At 72.2% G+C, this 18,163-nt stretch carries 15 protein-coding genes; 9 read left to right on the forward strand and 6 right to left on the reverse strand.

The genetic code is table 11. From position 1 onward, the window contains the following. Positions 1-3: 3 nt before the first annotated feature. Positions 4-2,208 (reverse strand): alpha-1,4-glucan--maltose-1-phosphate maltosyltransferase, encoded by a 2,205-nt coding sequence (locus tag TAE01_RS02870; RefSeq protein ID WP_147063222.1) that lies wholly within the window; start codon positions 2,206-2,208, stop codon positions 4-6. Between the two features lie 122 nt (positions 2,209-2,330). Between TAE01_RS02870 and glgP the strand changes: the two genes are divergently transcribed. Further along, positions 2,331-4,919 carry an alpha-glucan family phosphorylase gene (gene glgP / locus TAE01_RS02875; protein WP_147063224.1) on the forward strand — a complete coding sequence of 863 codons (2,589 nt, stop codon included), beginning with the start codon at positions 2,331-2,333 and terminating at the stop codon, positions 4,917-4,919. 74 nt (positions 4,920-4,993) lie between these two features. Here the strand turns inward: glgP and glgX are convergent, their stop codons facing one another. Next, positions 4,994-7,144, reverse strand: coding sequence for a glycogen debranching protein GlgX (gene glgX, locus TAE01_RS02880; RefSeq protein ID WP_147063226.1), 2,151 nt, complete (start codon positions 7,142-7,144; stop codon positions 4,994-4,996). A 79-nt stretch (positions 7,145-7,223) separates the two neighbouring features. Between glgX and TAE01_RS02885 the strand changes: the two genes are divergently transcribed. From TAE01_RS02885 to TAE01_RS02895, 3 genes are all read left to right on the forward strand, one after another. Then, positions 7,224-7,742 (forward strand): YbjN domain-containing protein, encoded by a 519-nt coding sequence (locus TAE01_RS02885; RefSeq protein ID WP_147063228.1) that lies wholly within the window; start codon positions 7,224-7,226, stop codon positions 7,740-7,742. Beyond that, a complete protein-coding gene (locus TAE01_RS02890) occupies positions 7,742-8,521 on the forward strand; it encodes an enoyl-CoA hydratase/isomerase family protein (protein WP_147063229.1) in 780 nt (259 codons plus the stop codon). The genes TAE01_RS02885 and TAE01_RS02890 overlap by 1 nt, the downstream gene beginning before the upstream one ends. A 76-nt stretch (positions 8,522-8,597) precedes the next feature. Then, positions 8,598-8,945 (forward strand): YqfO family protein, encoded by a 348-nt coding sequence (locus TAE01_RS02895; protein WP_147063231.1) that lies wholly within the window; start codon positions 8,598-8,600, stop codon positions 8,943-8,945. Positions 8,946-9,021: 76 nt separating this feature from the next. Here the strand turns inward: TAE01_RS02895 and TAE01_RS02900 are convergent, their stop codons facing one another. After that, entirely contained in the window at positions 9,022-9,819 is a 798-nt protein-coding gene (locus tag TAE01_RS02900; RefSeq protein ID WP_147063233.1) for an SDR family oxidoreductase, read from the reverse strand. Positions 9,820-10,079: 260 nt separating this feature from the next. Here TAE01_RS02900 and TAE01_RS02905 point away from each other — a divergent pair, with 260 nt between their 5' ends. Then, positions 10,080-10,862 carry an electron transfer flavoprotein subunit beta/FixA family protein gene (locus TAE01_RS02905; protein ID WP_147063235.1) on the forward strand — a complete coding sequence of 261 codons (783 nt, stop codon included), beginning with the start codon at positions 10,080-10,082 and terminating at the stop codon, positions 10,860-10,862. Between the two features lie 40 nt (positions 10,863-10,902). Then, entirely contained in the window at positions 10,903-11,859 is a 957-nt protein-coding gene (locus tag TAE01_RS02910) for an electron transfer flavoprotein subunit alpha/FixB family protein (protein WP_147063237.1), read from the forward strand. Positions 11,860-11,937: 78 nt separating this feature from the next. On the opposite strand, the gene TAE01_RS02915 is transcribed toward TAE01_RS02910, so the two are convergent. Continuing rightward, complete coding sequence (locus TAE01_RS02915; RefSeq protein WP_147063238.1) at positions 11,938-12,411, reverse strand: hypothetical protein; 474 nt, start codon at positions 12,409-12,411, stop codon at positions 11,938-11,940. Between the two features lie 104 nt (positions 12,412-12,515). On the opposite strand from TAE01_RS02915, the gene TAE01_RS02920 reads away from it, so the two are divergent. Then, positions 12,516-13,706, forward strand: a complete 1,191-nt coding sequence (locus TAE01_RS02920; RefSeq protein ID WP_147063240.1) for a cysteine desulfurase family protein — start codon at positions 12,516-12,518, stop codon at positions 13,704-13,706. Then, positions 13,703-14,866: a tRNA 2-thiouridine(34) synthase MnmA gene (gene mnmA, locus TAE01_RS02925; RefSeq protein ID WP_246111101.1), complete on the forward strand. Its 1,164-nt coding sequence runs from the start codon at positions 13,703-13,705 to the stop codon at positions 14,864-14,866. The genes TAE01_RS02920 and mnmA overlap by 4 nt, the downstream gene beginning before the upstream one ends. On the opposite strand, the gene TAE01_RS02930 is transcribed toward mnmA, so the two are convergent. Continuing rightward, a complete protein-coding gene (locus tag TAE01_RS02930; protein WP_246111102.1) occupies positions 14,841-15,743 on the reverse strand; it encodes a GNAT family N-acetyltransferase in 903 nt (300 codons plus the stop codon). The two genes, mnmA and TAE01_RS02930, sit on opposite strands and share 26 nt — an antisense overlap. Positions 15,744-15,833: 90 nt before the next feature. On the opposite strand from TAE01_RS02930, the gene TAE01_RS02935 reads away from it, so the two are divergent. Then, entirely contained in the window at positions 15,834-16,814 is a 981-nt protein-coding gene (locus TAE01_RS02935) for a uroporphyrinogen decarboxylase/cobalamine-independent methonine synthase family protein (protein WP_147063243.1), read from the forward strand. A 100-nt stretch (positions 16,815-16,914) separates the two neighbouring features. On the opposite strand, the gene TAE01_RS02940 is transcribed toward TAE01_RS02935, so the two are convergent. Continuing rightward, positions 16,915-18,150 carry a L,D-transpeptidase gene (locus TAE01_RS02940; RefSeq protein ID WP_246111103.1) on the reverse strand — a complete coding sequence of 412 codons (1,236 nt, stop codon included), beginning with the start codon at positions 18,148-18,150 and terminating at the stop codon, positions 16,915-16,917. Between the last annotated feature and the right edge of the window lie 13 nt (positions 18,151-18,163).

The raw sequence follows: 18,163 nt of genomic DNA on the forward strand, positions 1-18,163 counted from the left end.
CTGTCAGTGGCTCCTAACGTGGATGATGTGGACGGGCTCGGAGTCGGGCCCCAGTCGGACGAAGTTGTCCTGGCGCCACTCCCACGTCTGGTTCGTGATGTGGTCGTGCGCCTCGAAGGTCGACCACGTGGCCATACCCAGAGCCTCCATGTCGAGGTGCACCCACGTCTCACGCGTCGCGTGCGGGTCGAGGTTGGCGATGACGAGGACGGTGTCGCGCTCACCCGTGGCCGGGTCGACGACGCGGGACTTGCTGAAGACGAGGACGTTCTCGTCGTCGGCCGCGTGGAAGCGCAGGTTGCGCAGCCAGCGCAGCGCCGGGTGCCAGCCGCGGATGTCGTTGAGCCGCTTGAGGTACCAGGCGAGCGAGCGGCTCTCGAGCGGGCCGCCCGGCTCGTAGAGGTACCACTGGCGGTCCTTGTACTCGTACTTCTCGTTGTCGAGCTGCTCCTCGGCGCCGGGGCGGGCCAGGTGCTCCATGAGCTCGTAGCCGGCGTAGATGCCGTAGGTCGGTGACATCGTCGCCGCGACGGCGGCGCGCAGCTTCCACGCCGTGGGCCCGCCGTACTGCATGTAGGGGGTGAGGATGTCGTGGGTGGTGGGCCAGAACGACGGGCGCATGTAGGCGGCGCCGGTGTCGTCCCCGGCGAGCTCGCGGCCGTACTCCTCGAGCTCCCACTTCGCGTTGCGCCACGCGTAGTACGTGTAGCTCTGCTGGAAGCCGGCCTTGGCGAGGTGGTGCATCATCGCCGGCTTCGTGAACGCCTCGGACAGCCAGATCGTGTCGGGGTGGGTCAGGGCGACGTCGGCGATCAGCCACTGCCAGAAGGCGACCGGCTTCGTGTGGGGGTTGTCGACTCGGAAGATGCGCACGCCGTGGTCGAGCCACACCTGGATGACGCGGCGCACCTCGGCGTAGGCCTCGGCCGGGTCGTTGTCGAAGTTGAGCGGGAAGATGTCCTGGTACTTCTTGGGCGGGTTCTCGGCGTAGGCGATGGTTCCGTCGGCGCGCGTCGTGAACAGCGACGGGTGCGTCTGGACCCACGGGTGGTCCGGGGAGGCCTGGAGGGCGATGTCGAGGGCGACCTCGAGCCCGGCGCTCTTCGCCTCTGCGACGAAGTGGTCGAAGTCCTCGAAGGTGCCGAGGTCGGGGTGGATCGCGTCGTGGCCGCCGTCGGGCGAGCCGATGGCGTAGGGGGATCCGGGGTCGCCCGGCTCGGCGCTCAGCGAGTTGTTGCGGCCCTTGCGCGCCGTCGTGCCGATGGGGTGGATCGGCGTGAGGTAGACGACGTCGAAGCCCATGGCGGCGATGGCGGGCAGGCGCTCGGCCGCGGAGCGGAAGGTGCCCGAGACCCACTCGCCGGTCGTCTCGTCACGGTGCGCGCCCTCGGACCGGGGGAAGATCTCGTACCACGCGCCGAAGAGCGCGCGCTCGCGCTCGACGAGCAGGGAGTATGCCGGTGAGGCCGACACGAACTCGCGCAGCGGCACGAGCGCGGCGAGGCCCGTGATCTCGGGCGAGGTCGCGGCACCGAAGCGGTGGGCGGCGGGGGAGCGGGTGTCCCCGAGCGCCAGCACGCCCTTGTCGATCTCGGACGCGTCGACCCCGAGGCCGCGCACCGACTCGGCGAAGCGCTCGAGCACGCGCACGCCCTCGGCGCACATGAGGTCCTCGTCGACCCCCGCGGCGATCTTGATGCCGGCGTCGTGCACCCACGTCGCGTAGGGGTCGGACCAGCCCTCGACGCGGTAGGTCCACCAGCCCTCGCGGTCGGCGACGACCGAGGTGGACCACTCGGACAGGCCCGGGTTGTCGCTGTGCATCGCGAAGTAGTGGTCGGTGCCGTCCGGGTCGGTCAGGACCGCGGTCGCGTTGACGGCGTCGTGGCCCTCGCGGAAGACCTTGGCCCGGACGGTGAACTCCTCACCGACGACCGACTTCGCGGGACGGGTCCCACCGTCGACGAGGGGACGGACGTCGCTCACGGGGATGCGGCCCATCGGGAGCGCGGCACCCGGCATACCTTCGACGGTCGGCGGCGTGCTGACGGGGTGGTCGGGCGCGAGGTGGACGGCTCCCGCCGCGGTGTCGTCGACGAAGGCGGTGTCTGCGGTCGGGGTGGCGTCAGCGCGTCGTGGTGCTTGGGGTGCGGCGCTGCGCACGCGGGTCGGCTTGCTGGAACGATGCTTCTTCGCTGAGCCAGTCACGGGATCGACCGTATCGAAGTTGCAGCGTTTGGCCCATGAGGCGGAGCGGGTCCGTCCGGTGGGTGAAACCCCGCTGCAAGGGTTGCAAGAACCCGTCATCGCGCCCCCTATGCTGTCCCCTTGTGAAGGCCATCCGTCGCTTCAGCGTCCGCACCGTCCTGCCGAGCCGCATCGAGGGCCTCGGCGTCCTCGCGAGCAACCTGCGTTGGTCCTGGCACCCGCCGACCCGCGACCTGTTCGAGAGCATCAGCCCCCGCAAGTGGGCCCAGGCGGGGGAGGACCCCGTCAAGCTCCTCTCGCGCCTGTCGGCCGACGAGCTCGCGTCGCTCGCCGCCGACGACGACTTCGTCGGGCGCGTCGTGGCCGCCAACGAGGACCTGCACCACTACCTCACCGACGAGCGGTGGTACCAGTCGTGGAGCCGTGAGCAGGAGGCCGCCGGCAAGGCTGCCCCCGCGGCCGTCGCCTACTTCAGCCCCGAGTTCGGCATCACCTCGGTGCTGCCCCAGTACTCCGGTGGCCTCGGCATCCTCGCCGGTGACCACCTCAAGTCGGCGTCCGACCTCGGCGTGCCGATCGTCGGCGTCGGCCTCTTCTACAAGACCGGCTACTTCAAGCAGTCCCTGAACCGCGACGGCTGGCAGGTCGAGACCTACCCCGTGCTCGACCCCGACGGACTGCCGCTGTCGCTGCTGCGCGAGGAGGACGGCACGCCCGCCGTCGTCACCGTCAGCCTGCCCGCCGGTCGCGAGCTGCACGCGCACGTCTGGAAGGCGCAGGTCGGCCGCGTGCCCCTGCTGCTCCTCGACTCCGACGTCGCCGGCAACGACGAGCAGACCCGCAAGGTCACCGAGTCGCTCTACGGCGGCGGCGGCGACACCCGCCTGGAGCAGGAGCTGCTCCTCGGCATCGGTGGTGTGCGCGCCCTGCGCCTGTGGTCGCGCCTCTCCGGCGCCCCGACGCCGGAGGTGTACCACACCAACGAGGGCCACGCCGGCTTCCTCGGCGTCGAGCGCATCACCGAGCTCGTCCGCGACCACGGCCTGACCTTCGACGACGCCCTCGAGGCCGTCCGGGCGGCGACCGTCTTCACGACCCACACGCCCGTCCCCGCCGGCATCGACCGCTTCGACGCCGCGAAGATCAACCTCTTCTTCGGTGGCGCCAACGCCATCCCCGGTGTGCCGGTCGAGCGGCTGCTCGCCCTCGGTGCCGAGGACTACGACGGTGGCCAGCCGGGCATCTTCAACATGGCCGTCATGGGGCTGCGGCTCGCCCAGCGCGCCAACGGCGTCTCCCAGCTGCACGGCGTCGTCAGCCGTGAGATGTTCGACGGGCTGTGGCCGGGCTTCGACGACGTCGAGGTCCCGATCTCCAGCATCACCAACGGTGTCCACGCCCCGACGTGGGTCGACCGCGCCGTCTACGACGTGGCCCGCACGTACCTCGGAACGGCCGACATCGCCGGCGAGGACGCCTGGGGCCGCATCGACGAGGTGCCCGCCGAGGCCGTCTGGTCGACGAAGCGCGAGATGCGCGAGAAGCTCGTCGCCGACGTGCGCCGCCGCGTGCGCTCCTCGTGGCAGAAGCGCGGGGCGAGCGACGCCGAGCTCGGCTGGGTCGAGGACATCCTCGACCCCGACGTGCTGACCATCGGCTTCGCCCGGCGCGTGCCGACCTACAAGCGCCTCACCCTGATGCTGCGCGACCCCGAGCGGCTCAAGCGCCTCCTGCTGCACCCGGAGCGCCCCGTCCAGCTCGTCATCGCCGGCAAGTCGCACCCCGCCGACGAGACCGGCAAGCGCCTCATCCAGGAGATGGTCCGCTTCGCCGACGACCCCGAGGTGCGTCACCGCATCGTCTTCCTGCCCAACTACGACATCGCGATGGCCCAGCACCTCTACCCGGGCTGCGACGTCTGGCTCAACAACCCGCTGCGCCCGTTCGAGGCGTGCGGCACGTCAGGCATGAAGGCGGCCCTCAACGGCGGCCTCAACCTCTCGATCCTCGACGGCTGGTGGGACGAGTGGTTCGACGGTCGCAACGGCTGGGCCATCCCGACGGCCGACGGTGTCGAGGACGCCGACCGGCGTGACGACATCGAGGCCTCGGCGCTCTACGACCTCATCGAGAACGACGTCGCCGCCAAGTTCTACGACCGTGACGCCGCCGGCCTGCCGCAGGGCTGGATCGACATGATGACCCACACCCTCAAGACGCTCGGCCCGAAGGTGCTGGCCAGCCGCATGGTGCAGGACTACACCGAGCAGCTCTACAGCCCGGCTGCCGGGGCGGGGCGCTCGGTCGGGGGGTCGGACTTCGCCGGGGCCAAGGACCTGGCGGCCTACAAGTCCAGGATCCGTGCGGCCTGGCCGAAGGTCCGCGTCGAGCACGTCGAGCCCTCGGGCCTGTCGGACTCGCCGCAGATCGGCGACGTCCTCGACCTGCGCGCCTACGTCGCCCTCGACGGCCTGACGCCCGACGACGTCGAGGTGCAGCTCGTGCACGGTCACGTCAACGATGTCGACGAGCTGTGGGGCATGGAGGTCGCACCGCTCGCGCTCGTCGAGTCCTACGAGGACGGACGGCACCAGTTCGCCGGGTCGCAGCCGCTGCGTCGCACCGGCTCGTTCGGCTACAGCGTCCGGGTCGTGCCGAAGCACACCGGTCTCGCCGGACCGGCCGAGCTCGGTCTGGCCCGCAACGCCTGACCGTCGACGACGCCGGAGAGCCCGGACCCGCACGGGTCCGGGCTCTCCGTCTGCCGTGAGCGCCGGCGCAGCGGTCAGGGGCGGTGGGTCGCCACCGAGCGCCAGAGCTGCATCGACGACGGGCCCATCGCGACGAAGTGCCCTGCCGGGACGGAGCCGGACGGAGGCGCTGGCCGCTCGTGCGTGCTGTCCCAGAGCAGCTCGTAGGCCGTGGCGCCGGGTGCCGAGGGCAGCGTGACGTCGGCGCCGCCGGCCGAGCCGTTGACGACGATGAGCACCGACCGCTCCGAGATCGCCGCGCCGTTGTAGAGCCCCTGCAGCACGGCGACCGCGGGTCCGTCCCAGCGCTCGCCCATCGGCTCACCGTCGGCTCCGAACCAGGCCAGGTCGGTCGAGCCGTCGGCGTGGATGCTCCTGCCGGAGAAGAAGGCCCGCTGCCGCAGCACCGGGTGCTCGTGCCGCAGACGCACGAGGTGCCGAGTCGTCTCGAGCAGGTCCTCCTGCCAGGGCTCGAGCTCCCACGAGGCCCAGCTGATCTCGTTGTCCTGCGAGTACGGGTTGTTGTTGCCCCGCTGGCTGCGCCCGAGCTCGTCGCCGGCGTTGAGCATCGGGACACCGGTCGAGAGCAGCAACGTGCCGAGCAGGTTGCGCATCGACCGTCGTCGGGCCGCGGCGACGTCAGGGTCGGTGGTGCGTCCCTCGACCCCGTGGTTCCACGACCGGTTGTCGTTGGAGCCGTCGGTCCCGCTGTGACCGTTGGCCCCGTTGTGCTTGGTGTCGTATGCCGTGAGGTCCGCGAGGGTGAAGCCGTCGTGCGCGGTGACGAAGTTGACCGACGCGATGGTCCCGCGGTCGTGCCGGTCGAAGAGGTCCTGCGAGCCCGCGAGCCGGGTGGCGAGCTCACGCACGCCGTGGCCGATCCCACCCGCCGCCGAGGCGGCGAGGTCGCGCAGCCAGAAGGTGCGTGTCGCGTCGCGGTAGCGGTCGTTCCACTCCGAGAAGGGGGGTGGGAACTGGCCCGTGCGCCAGCCGTGCAGGCCGAGGTCCCACGGCTCGGCGACGAGCTTGGCGCGGGAGAGCGCCGGGTCGGTACGCAGCGCGACGAGGAACGGGTGGTCGCGGTCGTAGCCGTCGTCCTTGCCCCGGCCGAGGGCGACGGCCAGGTCGAAGCGGAAGCCGTCGACGTGGCACTCCTGCACCCAGTAGCGCAGCGAGTCGAGGACCATCCGGGCGACGACGGGATGCGTCAGGTCCAGGGTGTTGCCGCACCCGGTGACGTCGATGTCCCGCCCGCGGCCGTCGACGCGGTAGTAGGCGCGCTGGTCGAGGCCGCGCCACGAGAGGGTCATGCCGTCGCGGGAGTTCTCCGCGGTGTGGTTGTAGACGACGTCGAGCAGCACCTCGATGCCGGCGGCGTGGAGGTCCTTGACCATCGTCTTGAACTCGTCGAGGGCACCCTGCGGGTCGCTCGTCGACGCGTACGCCGCGTGGGGCGCGAAGAACCCGAGGGTGTTGTAGCCCCAGTGGTTGGTCAGCCCACGCAGCACGAGGTCGGGCTCGTGGGTGAAGGTGTGGACCGGCAGCAGCTCGACCGCCGTGACACCGAGCCCCAGCAGGTGCTCGACGAACGCCGGGTGGGCCAGGCCGGCATACGTCCCCCGGAGGTGCTCGGGAACGCCGGGGTGCAGCTTCGTCGCGTTCTTGACGTGGACCTCGTAGATGAGCGACTCGGTGAGCGAGCGTCGGGGGAAGTCGTCCGAATCCCAGTCGAACTCGTCCTCGACGATGACGCAGCGCGGCATGTGGGGAGCCGAGTCGCGGTCGTCGCGGACCCAGAGGTCTCCGCGCAGGTCGGGCCCGACGCGGTGCCCGTAGACGGCGGGATCGAGGCGCACCCCGCCCTCGATGGCCCGGGCGTACGGGTCGAGGAGCAGCTTGGCGGGGTTGTGCAGCAGGGACCGGTCGGGGTCCCAGTCACCGTCGACGCGGAAGGCGTAGCGCTGGCCCGCCGCGACGCCGGGAACGGTGTCGAACCACGTGCCGTGGGCCCGGTGCCGGAGCCTGACCCGGCGCTCGGTCGTCGTCCCGTCGGCGGCCTCGTCGAAGAGGCAGACGTCCACCGAGCGCGCGTGTCCGGCGTAGACGCAGAACTGGGCCCCGTCGGCTGTCAGCCGGACCCCGAGCTCCGGAGGCAGGTCGGGCGTCGCGGGCGGAGGCGGGCACATGTGTCAGAGCGTAGGGGGTGGCCGACCCCACTCCCGGGCCGGATCGACCTCGCCGCGTGGGCTCGTTACGGTTGGACGCATGACCGATCCGACTTCGCTGCCCAACTTCATGCCGAGCACGCCCGATGCCGGCCCCACCCCCAACGGCGCTGCCGCGAGCGACGCCCCGGTGCGCGACCGCATCCTCGAGGTGCTGAAGGGCCTCGGCATCGAGGCGAGCATCGACGGGGACGGCGACCTCGAGTTCGCCATCGTCGACGACCAGGGCACGAGCACGACCCTCTTCGCCCGGGTGGCCGAGGGCGACCTGGCCCTCGTGCGCTTCTTCGGACAGTGGCAGCTCGCCGACCCCGTGTCGCCCGAGCGCAACGAGCGCCTCGCCCGCTGCAACGACCTGACGATGCAGCTCAACATCGTCAAGCTCTCGCTCGTCCAGGAGAGCCTCGTCGTGAGCGCCGAGCACGTCATCACCCCGAACGCCGACCTCGACATCCTCGTGCCGCTCTCGGTCAACCACATCCTGCAGAGCGTCGGCTTCTTCTTCCAGTCCTGGCTGCCGATGGACGACGCCCCGGCCGGCCCGCTCGGCGACGCCTGATGGGCGAGTTCGTCCGGCTCGAGGTCGAGGACGGGATCGGCACGATCCGCCTCGACCGGCCGAAGATGAACGCCCTCAACGTCCAGGTCCAGGAGGAGATCCGCGAGGCCGCCGCCGAGGCGACGGCGCGCACCGACGTCAAGGCGGTCATCGTCTACGGCGGCGAGCGCGTCTTCGCGGCCGGAGCGGACATCAAGGAGATGCAGACCATGTCGTACACCGACATGGTCGAGCGCTCGGGTCCGCTCATGAGCTCGATCACCTCGGTCGCGCGCATCCCGAAGCCGGTCATCGCCGCGATCACGGGGTATGCGCTCGGTGGCGGTTGCGAGCTCGCGCTCGCGTGCGACTTCCGGGTCGTCGCGGACGACGCCAGGCTGGGGCAGCCGGAGATCCTCCTCGGCATCATCCCGGGCGCCGGCGGCACGCAGCGCCTGTCGCGCCTCGTCGGCGCCTCGCGGGCCAAGGAGATCATCTTCAGCGGCCGCTTCGTCGACGCGCAGGAGGCGCTCGCCATCGGCCTCGCCGACAAGGTCGTGCCGGCTGCCGACGTCTACACCGCCTCGCGCGAGTGGGCCTCGACCTTCGTGGGGGCCGCGTCCTTCGCCGTGCGCGCCGCCAAGGAGGCCATCGACCGCGGCCTCGAGGTCGACCTCGAGACCGGCCTCGAGATCGAGCGGATGCTGTTCGCGTCGCTCTTCGCGACGAAGGACCGTGAGATCGGCATGACGTCGTTCGTCGAGCACGGCCCCGGCAAGGCGCAGTTCGAGGGTCGATGACCCGTCCACCGCTCCAGGCGGACCCGCGGCCTCGGGGCCGGCGGGTCCGCCTCGAGGGTCCCGGCGGCCTTCGGCCATGACGGCGCAGCCGGGGCGCGGACCCCTCGACGTCCTCGTCGTCTACGTCCCCGTCGGTGACACCGACGCCCTGCTCGACGCCCTCTTCGCCGCCGGGGCCGGTGCGGTCGGCGACTACCGGGAGTGCGCCTTCGTCACCCGCGGCACGGGACAGTTCCGCCCGCTGGCCGGAGCGACCCCGACGATCGGCGTCGTCGGTGACCTCGAGACGGTGGCGGAGAACCGCGTCGAGCTCGTCCTGCACCGGGCGCTGCGGACAGAGGTCGTCGCCGCGCTCCGGGCCGCGCACCCCTACGAGGAGCCGGCCTTCCACGTCCTCGAGACCGCTGACCTCGACCCCGCCTGACGGTTCGGGGGCCGCGGCGCCGGGACCGGGCCGTGGCGGGTGGTGCGGCCGCAGGTTCGGGGGCCACGGCGCCGGATCAGCCGGTCCTGAAGCCGCCGTTGCTGTGCAGCAGCTGGCCGTTGATCCACGCTCCGGCGTCGGAGAAGAGGAAGCGGACGAGGTCCGCCGTGTCCCGCGCCGTGCCGAGCCGGCCGGCGGGGGTCTCGGCGACCCCGAGGGCACGGATCCGGTCGTCCATCCATCCGGTGGCGACGGGACCGGGGTTGATGACGTTGGCCCGGACCCCACGGTCGGCGAGCTCGCCGGCGGCCGCGATGACGATGCGGTCGAGGGCGCCCTTGCTCGAGCCGTAGGGCAGGTTGTGCGTCGTGTGGTCGCTCGTCAGCGCCACGACGCGTGCGGCGGCCGGCGAGCCGGGTGGCTGGACGGGCAGTCGCTCGGCCAGGGCCCGGAGCAGCAGCCAGGTCGCGCGGGCGTTGACCGCGTAGTGCCGGTCCCAGCTCTCGAGCGACGTCGACAGGATGCCGCTGTCGACCGACTCGCAGTGCGACATGACGAGTCCGGTCACCGGTCCCAGACGCTCGGTCGCCGCGGCGACGAGCGCCTCCGGCGTGACCGGGTCCGCGAGGTCACCCGGCAGCAGCTCGACGCGGCCGCCCAGCTCGCGGCACTCCTGCGCGACGGCGGACGGGTCGTCGGCGCCGCGCTCGTAGCCGAGCCGCTCGTCGTAGGGCTGCCAGTGGCCGAGGGCGAGGTCCCACCCGTCGGCGGCCAGGCCCAGGGCCAGCTCGGCACCGATGGAGCGACGCCGGCCGACCCCCGTCACGATGGCGACGCGCGGCGGGGCAGGACGGGCCGGTGAGGTGAACGACATGCGCCCATCCTCGGCACGGGTCGCCAACGCCGACAAGCGGTTTTGCCCCGGCCGAGCGCGTCTCCCGGGCTCGGCCGTCGGGCTCGTCCGGCGGGCTCGAGGTCGGCCACGGCATACGCTCGCGGTGGTCTGGTGGTGAGCGTCACGCCACCGGCGTGCGGACTGAGCGGGCGCTCAGTGAGAGGATGGCAGGCAGTGCCGGAGCGACCTCCGGCAGCTCCATGAGCACCACCACCAGCAACGGAAGAGGACGTTCACCCATGAACATCGTCGTCTGTGTCAAGTACGTGCCGGACGCCCAGGCCGAGCGCACGTTCAACGCATCTGACAACACGACCGACCGCGAGAACGTCGACGGCCTGCTGTCGGAGCTCGACGAGTACGCGGTCGAGGAGGCCCTGAAGATCGTCGAGGCCGGCGAGGGGGAGGTGACCGTGCTGACGGTCGGCCCCGAGGCCGCTGCCGACGCCATCAAGAAGGCCCTGCAGATGGGCGCCGACAAGGGTGTGCACGTCAGTGACGACGCCATCCACGGGTCCGACGCCGTCGCCACCTCGCTCGTGCTCGCCGAGGCCATCAAGAAGATCGGTGACGTCGACCTCGTCGTCACCGGCATGGCCAGCACCGACGGCACCATGGGCGTCGTCCCGGCCATGCTCGCCGAGCGCCTCGGCCTGCCGGCCGTCACCTTCGCGTCCGAGCTGACCGTCGAGGGCAGCACCGCGACGATCCGCCGCGACGGCGACGCGTCGACCCAGACGATCACGGCCACGCTGCCGGCCCTCGTCTCGGTCACCGACCAGATCAACGAGCCGCGCTACCCCTCGTTCAAGGGGATCATGGCCGCGAAGAAGAAGCCCGTCGAGCAGTGGAGCCTCGCCGACCTCGGCGTGGACGCCTCGCAGGTCGGCCTCGACGCCGCCTGGACCAAGGTCGAGTCCTTCGCCGCCCGCCCGCCGCGCACCCAGGGCGAGATCGTCGCCGACGAGGGCGACGGCGGAGCCAAGCTCGCTGCGTTCCTCACCGAGCGCAAGTTCGTCTGACTCGACTTGAAACTCCCAGCCAGCAAAGGAGATCCGCACCATGGCTGAAGTACTCGTGCTCGTCGACCACGTCGACGGCAAGGTTCGCAAGACCACCTCGGAGCTGCTGACGATCGCCCGCCGTCTCGGTGAGCCGTCCGCCGTCTTCGTCGGGGCCGGCTTCGACGCCGCCAAGGAGACCCTCGCCCGTTTCGGGGCCGAGAAGGTCTACCGCGTCGAGTCGCCCGAGGTGCTGGAGCACCTCGTCGTGCCCCAGGCCGAGCTGCTCGCGCAGCTCGTCGCCGACAAGGCACCCGCCGCGGTCCTCGTCCCCTCCTCCCCGGAGGGCAAGGAGATCGCCGCCCGCCTCGCGATCAAGACCGAGTCGGGCCTCATCACCGACGCCGTCGACGTGCAGGCGGCCGACGGTGGTGTCGCCACGACGCAGTCCGTCTTCGCCGGCTCCTACACGGTCTCGGCGACGGTCACCAAGGGCACGCCCATCATCGCCGTCAAGCCCAACTCGGCCACCCCGGAGGAGGCCGCCGGTGCGGCCGCCGACGAGGTGCTCGACTTCACCCCGTCCGATGCCGCCAAGGGCGCGAAGGTCACCGAGTCCAAGCCGAAGCAGGCCACCGGGCGCCCCGAGCTGACCGAGGCCGCCATCGTGGTCTCCGGCGGTCGCGGCACGGCGGGCGACTTCTCGAAGGTCGAGGACTTCGCCGACTCGCTCGGTGCCGCCGTCGGCGCCTCGCGCGCGGCGGTCGACGCCGGGTGGTACCCGCACACCTCGCAGGTCGGCCAGACCGGCAAGCAGGTCAGCCCGCAGCTCTACGTCGCGTGCGGCATCTCCGGCGCGATCCAGCACCGGGCCGGCATGCAGACCTCCAAGACGATCGTCGCCGTCAACAAGGACAACGAGGCCCCGATCTTCGAGCTCGTCGACTTCGGCGTCGTGGGCGACCTCTTCTCGGTCCTCCCGCAGGCGACCGACGCGATCAAGGCCGCCAAGGACTGAGCCGGCTCCACCGTCGAGAGGCCACGAACCGGGATCCGGTTCGTGGCCTCTCGACGTGTGCGGTGGGTGTGGGAGCGCTCAGGCGGCTTCCTGGTCGAGGTCGAGCCGGGCGGTCAGGCGCGCCCAGCTCTCGAGCCGCTCGCGGTTGAGGGCGTATGCCGTCCGGCCCGTCCCGAGGGTCCACCACGCCCCGCGCAGGGCCTCCGAGGGCAGCCGCACCGGACGGTCCCCACCGCGGCGCCACTCGAGCCGGCCGCTCGAGGACACCCGTCGCACGTCGCGCCGGTCCACCGTCGTCGTGGCGAGCGTGTTGTGCACCCGCAGGCTCCGCGCGCCGAGGTCGATCCGGGCCGACCACGCACGCCAGCCCAGCGTGAGCGCGACGGCCAGGCACACGGCATACGTCAGCACCGTCGGCAACGAGGGCACGAGGTGCTCGAGCAGCCGGGCGACGAAGAAGCCGACGACCGGGCACGTGAGTCCGGCCACGGCGCGGTGGGCAGCGGGCGCGGTGAGCCGGCTCCCGCCGGTGCTCTCGTGCCTGCCACGCATGGGCCCGATCATAGGCACGCATCCACGACGCGGGGAGGGACTACGGCAGGTCAGGTCCGCGGCAGCATTCGGGGCGGGACCGGAGGCCGTCCTAGAATCGCCCTGTGACTGCCTACCTCGACCACGCGGCGACGACGCCGATGCTCCCCGCCGCGCTCGCGGCGATGACGGAGCAGCTCGCGGTCGTGGGCAACCCCTCCTCCCTGCACCGCACCGGCCGGGCGGCCCGACGCGCCGTCGAGGAGTCGCGCGAGCGCATCGCGCGCTCCCTCGGCGCGCGCCCCTCGGAGGTCGTCTTCACCTCGGGCGGCACGGAGTCCGACAACCTCGCGGTCAAGGGCACCTACTGGGCACGGCGCGACCGCGACCCCGCCCGGGTGCGCCTGCTCGTCGGCGCGACCGAGCACCACGCCGTGCTCGACTGCGTCGACTTCCTCGTCGCGCACGAGGGCGCCAAGGTCACCTGGCTCGAGTGCACCGCCGACGGGGTCATCGAGCCCGCGACGCTCCGCGCCGCGATCGAGTCCGACCCCGGCTCGGTGGCACTCGTGTCGGTCATGTGGGCCAACAACGAGGTCGGCGCCGTCCAGGACATCCGAGCACTCGCCGACGTCGCCCACGAGTTCGAGATCCCGCTGCACACCGACGCCGTGCAGGCGGCGGGGCACCTGCCCGTCGACTTCGCGGCCTGCGGGGCGGACCTCATGTCCGTGACGGCCCACAAGCTCGGCGGGCCGATCGGCGTGGGCGCCCTCGTCGTCCGACGGGGTGCCGAGCTCGTCCCGCTCACCCACGGCGGTGGGCAGGAGCGGCAGGTGCGGTCCGGCACGCTCGACACGCCGGCCATCGTCGGGTTCGCGGCCGCGGTCGTCGAGGCGACGGCGTCGATGGAGACCGAGGCCGCGCGCCTCGTCGCGCTGCGCGACGACCTCATCGAACGCGCCATGGCGATCGCGCCCGACATCCGCCCCTCCGGGGTGTGGCACCGCGGGGACGGCGCGAGCCGCCTGCCGGGCAACGTGCACCTGCTCGTCCCCGGCTGCGACGGCGACTCCCTGCTCTACCTGCTCGACGCGGCGGGCGTCTCCTGCTCGACCGGCTCGGCGTGCCAGGCCGGAGTACCGCAGCCGAGCCACGTCCTGCTCGCGATGGGGGTGGCGGAGACCGACGCCCGAGGGGCCCTGCGCCTGACGCTGGGGCACACCTCCACGGCCGCCGACGTCGACACGTTCATCGACGCCCTGCCCGCTGCCATCGAGCGCGCCCGCCGCGCCCGCGAGGCGACCGCGTCGTGAGGGTCGTCGCCGCGATGAGCGGGGGCGTCGACTCGGCCGTCGCCGCCGCCCGCATGCTCGACGCCGGACACGAGGTCGTCGGGGTGCACCTGGCCCTGAGCCAGAGCGCCGCCACCCTGCGCGAGTCGGCCCGCGGCTGCTGCACCATCGAGGACGCCGGCGACGCGCGGCGGGTGGCCGACGTGCTCGGGATCCCGTTCTACGTCTGGGACATGGCCGCGCGTTTCAAGCGCGACGTCGTCGACGACTTCCGGGCCGAGTACGCCGCGGGGCGCACGCCCAACCCCTGCCTGCGCTGCAACGAGAAGATCAAGTTCGCGGCCCTGCTCGACAAGGCGCTCGCGCTCGGCTTCGACGCGGTCGCCACGGGGCACTACGCCCAGGTGGTCGAGACCGACGACGGCCACGGGGGAGTGCGGCGCGAGCTGCACCGGGCCGTCGACTCCGCCAAGGACCAGAGCTACGTGCTCGGTGTCCTCGACGAGGAGCAGCTCGCCCGGTCCTTCTTCCCGCTCGGCGACACGACGAAGCCCCGGATCCGTGAGGAGGCGGCGGATCGCGGCTTCTTCATCGCGAAGAAGCCCGACAGCCACGACGTGTGCTTCATCCCGGACGGTGACACGCGCGGGTGGCTGACGCGCGAACTCGGGGCCGCGCCGGGCGACATCGTCGACACCGAGGGAGACGTCGTGGGCCGCCACGAGGGAGCCTTCGCCTACACCGTCGGCCAGAGACGCGGACTCGGCCTCTCGCGCCCGGCCGCGGACGGCGAGCCGCGCTACGTGGTGCAGGTGCGTCCCGAGACCAACCAGGTCGTCGTCGGGGCGGCCGACCTGCTCGGCGTCAACGCCATCACCGGCGACCACGCCCGCTGGTGCGGGCCGGCGCCCGAGGGTGTCGTGCGCGTGGGCGCCCAGGTGCGGGCGCACGGCGAGGAGTATGCCGCAACCGCCTGGGCCGAGGGTGGCCGCGTCGAGGTGCGGCTGCAGGGCCGGGTCCGCGGGGTGGCTCCCGGCCAGTCCGTCGTGCTCTACGACGGCACGCGCGTCGTCGGGTCGGCCAGCATCGCGACCTCCCGGCTCGAGCGGCCGAGCGAGGCCGGCGCCGTCCACGGGGACCCGGCGGCCGACGAGGTCAGGTCAGTGACCGCGTCCACGTGACGGTCCGCGCGGACGGCCGGAAGCCCAGCGAGCGGTAGAGCCGCTGCGGGCCGGGATAGCCGGCGTCACCCCGCGGACTCACCTGCGCGACAGTGCCCCCCAGCTCGGCGAGGCGGTGGAGGGCCGCGAGGGTCACGGCGCGGGCGAGCCCGCGACCCCGGTGGTCGGGGACGCAGCCGACCGGTTCGACGAGCCCCACCCCGTTGCCCTCGTCCAGCCAGACGAGGGCCGAGGCGACCATCTCGCCGTCGCCGTCCACGGCGACCCAGTCGAGGTCGGGGCGGTAGGGCCACGCGCCCATGAGCCGGCGGTAGGCCGCCTCGTCCACCGTCGACGCACCGACGTCGGACCACGCCGCCGCGTGCACGGCGGCACGCTGCCGGGCCTCGTGCGGCTCGACGTGCCGCAGGCGGTAGCCCGTGACCTCCGGCACCGGCGGCAGGCCGGCCAGGTCGGCCAGGTCGGCCAGGTCCAGGATGTGATGGGTGAAGTAGGGCTCGTCGGGACGCGGTGTGAACCCTGCTGCGGCGAGGGCCTGCTCGGCGACGTCACCCTCCATGACCAGTGCCGACTGCGTCTCGGCGTCGCTCACCTCCTCGAACCAGTCGACGACCTCTGCTGCGACGTCGGGCCGCGCGGGGTCGACCTGGAGCTCGAGCCAGTCCGGCGCCTCGGCCCAGCCGAAACCGAGCGTCCGGCCTGCCTCGGACCACACGGCCGCGGCCTCGACGGCGCCGCGCGGCTCCGCGTCGATCGGGCGGCTCGCGTGGTTCCAGGCGAGCTGGCCGGGGTGGAAGCGGCTCGACGGGGACCACAGGCGCGAGGCGAGGTCCTGCATCGCGCGGACGTCGTCCGGTCTGCCGAACTCGTGTCGCATCAGCTCATCGGGTGGCACCGTCGCCACGCTACTGCTCGCCCGCGGACGAGCGGGTGCGGGGGCGTGCGCCGAGCGGCCTAGGCTGGCGCGGTGACTCTCGCTACCGGCATCGGCTCCTGGCCCGGCACCTCCGTGCGCGACGCGCTGGGACAGGTGCGTGAGCTGCTCGACGGCCAGCTCCCGTACCTGCCCGAGCTGCCGGCTCGCGGTCCCGGCGCCGACATGGTCGGACGCACCGCGGGCCTGCTCGTCGAGCTCCCGGTGGACCTCCAGCCCATCGGCTGGCGGCTCGTCGACCGACCCGGTCGCGACGCCTCGCGCACCGCGGCCCTGCTGGGCGAGGACCTCGACGAGCTCGCAGAGGCGTTCGACGGGCACACGGGGCCGCTCAAGGTGCAGGTCGTCGGACCGTGGACGCTGGCCGCCAACGTCTGGCTGTCGCGCGGTGAGCGCGTCATCGTCGACGACGGAGCGAGCCGCGACCTCGTCGAGTCCCTCGCCGAGGGGGTGCGCCTGCACGTCGCCGCCGTGCGCAGCCTCGTGCCGGGCGCGCAGGTCGTCCTGCAGGTGGACGAGCCCAGCCTGCCGACCGTCCTGGCCGGGCGCCTGCCCACGTCGTCGGGCTTCGGGCGCCTGCCGAGCCTCGACCCCCAGGTCGCCGCCGCCGGCCTCGCGACCGTGCTCGCCGCCCACGACGGCGACACCGTCGTCCACTGCTGCGCGGACCGGCCACCCCTCGCCCTGCTGCGCGCCACCGGTGCCCGGGCGCTGTCGCTCGACACCTCGCTGCTGCGCCCGCGGGAGTGGGAGGGTGTCGCCGTCGCGGTGGAGGACGGCATACGCCTCCATGCGGGAGCCGTTCCCACCGACGGTGGTCGCACGCGACCCCAGGACCTGTCCGCCGACCTCGTCGGGGCGTGGACGCGCACGGGTCTGCCGCTCGCGTCGCTCGTCGACGTCGTCGTCACGCCGGCCTGCGGTCTGTCGGGCGCCTCGCCGGAGGTGGCTCGCTCCGTGCAGCGGGCGGCGGTCGAGACCGCCCGTGAGCTCGAGGAGCGCAGCGCCGACTAGGTCTGCCGGGCTCACGGGGACCGTCGGGCCGCTCGCCGGGTACGGGAGAGGCCGGCCGCCCCGAGGGGCGACCGGCCTCCGACGTGTCAGGAGCGCGTGCTCAGAGCGCCGAACCCGCAGCCCACTGGGCCGGGGTGAGGTTCCAGTCGGAGTAGCCGTTGCCCATGGTCATGGGGCGGTTGGTCCCGGTGGTCTCGACGACGTCACCGATGGCGACGTTGTCGTAGAGCCAGCCGGCGTTCGCCTCGCTCATGCCCGTGCAGCCGTGGCTGACGTTGCGGTGACCCTGGTCGGCGACGGACCAGGGAGCCGAGTGCAGGAACTCGCCGGAGTTGGTGACGCGCATGGCGTACTTGACCTTGGTGTCGGCGTAGTAGTTCGGGTCGTCCTTCTTCAGCCCGATGGTCTCGGCCTTCATGGTGATGTTCATCTGCTTGTCCATGATGACCTTGGTGCCCGAGCGCGTGATGAAGCCGGGGCGGCCACCCGTGACGGGGATGCGCTTGGCCAGCTTGCCGTTGATCATGACGTCCATCTGGTCCGTCTTGAGGTTGACCTTGGCGATGACCGAGCGCCCGATGGTGAAGTCGGAGATCTGGGTCTTCTGGCCGAAGCGTCCGCCGCCGGCGGGGACGCCGTTGAGCCTGGCCTCGACGTGCACCTTGGAGCCGGCCTGCCAGTACGTCTTGGGGCGCCAGTGCACCTCGCGCGAGCTGAGCCAGTACCAGGAGCCCGACTGCGCGGGCGTCGCCGTGACCGTCATGTGCTTCTCGAAGCTCGCGCGGTCGACGACGGGCAGGTCGAAACGGACGACGACCGGCAGGCCGATGCCGACCGTGCCACCGTCACGCGGGGAGACGGCGACGTCGATCTGGTCGTCGAGGGTGAGGTTCACCGTGCGGAAGGTCTTCGTGGTGTCGACGACCTTGCCGTCGGTGTCCTTGGCCTGCATGGTCAGGGTGTACTGCACGCCGGGCTCGAGGAGGTCGCCCGCCGTCCACGTGCCGCCCTGGAGCGTGCCGTCGACGGGGATGCGGTTGCCCTTCTTGCTCGTGTAGAAGAGCGAGGCCTTGGTCAGGGTGCCCTTCTGTGCCGCGGCCGTGACCCGCGTGTCGACGGACACGTCGGTGGCGTCGGCCGCCGGCGTGGTCGTGAAGACGACGGGGTCGGTGGTCGGCGTCGGGGACGACGACGGGGAGTCGGACCCGCTGGACGAGGACGAGGAACCAGCAGGCTTGCCGTTCTCAGCCGTCGCGGTCGCGTTGCAGGCCGTCACGCCCAGCATGGCCACGACGGCCATCCCCGAGACAACGGCGGAACGGATGCTCGACTTCACGCGTGAATACCCT

This window comes from Terrabacter aerolatus (assembly GCF_007991735.1).
Classification (GTDB): Bacteria; Actinomycetota; Actinomycetes; order Actinomycetales; family Dermatophilaceae; genus Terrabacter; species Terrabacter aerolatus.

What these genes read in the sequence shown, in the direction of transcription:
- glgX (WP_147063226.1), bottom strand. Translation starts at nt 7,144, where the DNA reads ATGTGCCCGCCTCCGCCCGCGACGCCCGACCTGCCTCCGGAGCTCGGG.
- TAE01_RS02885 (WP_147063228.1), top strand. Translation starts at nt 7,224, where the DNA reads ATGACCGATCCGACTTCGCTGCCCAACTTCATGCCGAGCACGCCCGAT.
- TAE01_RS02890 (WP_147063229.1), top strand. Translation starts at nt 7,742, where the DNA reads ATGGGCGAGTTCGTCCGGCTCGAGGTCGAGGACGGGATCGGCACGATC.
- TAE01_RS02895 (WP_147063231.1), top strand. Translation starts at nt 8,598, where the DNA reads ATGACGGCGCAGCCGGGGCGCGGACCCCTCGACGTCCTCGTCGTCTAC.
- TAE01_RS02900 (WP_147063233.1), bottom strand. Translation starts at nt 9,819, where the DNA reads ATGTCGTTCACCTCACCGGCCCGTCCTGCCCCGCCGCGCGTCGCCATC.
- TAE01_RS02905 (WP_147063235.1), top strand. Translation starts at nt 10,080, where the DNA reads ATGAACATCGTCGTCTGTGTCAAGTACGTGCCGGACGCCCAGGCCGAG.
- TAE01_RS02910 (WP_147063237.1), top strand. Translation starts at nt 10,903, where the DNA reads ATGGCTGAAGTACTCGTGCTCGTCGACCACGTCGACGGCAAGGTTCGC.
- TAE01_RS02915 (WP_147063238.1), bottom strand. Translation starts at nt 12,411, where the DNA reads ATGCGTGGCAGGCACGAGAGCACCGGCGGGAGCCGGCTCACCGCGCCC.
- TAE01_RS02930 (WP_246111102.1), bottom strand. Translation starts at nt 15,743, where the DNA reads ATGCGACACGAGTTCGGCAGACCGGACGACGTCCGCGCGATGCAGGAC.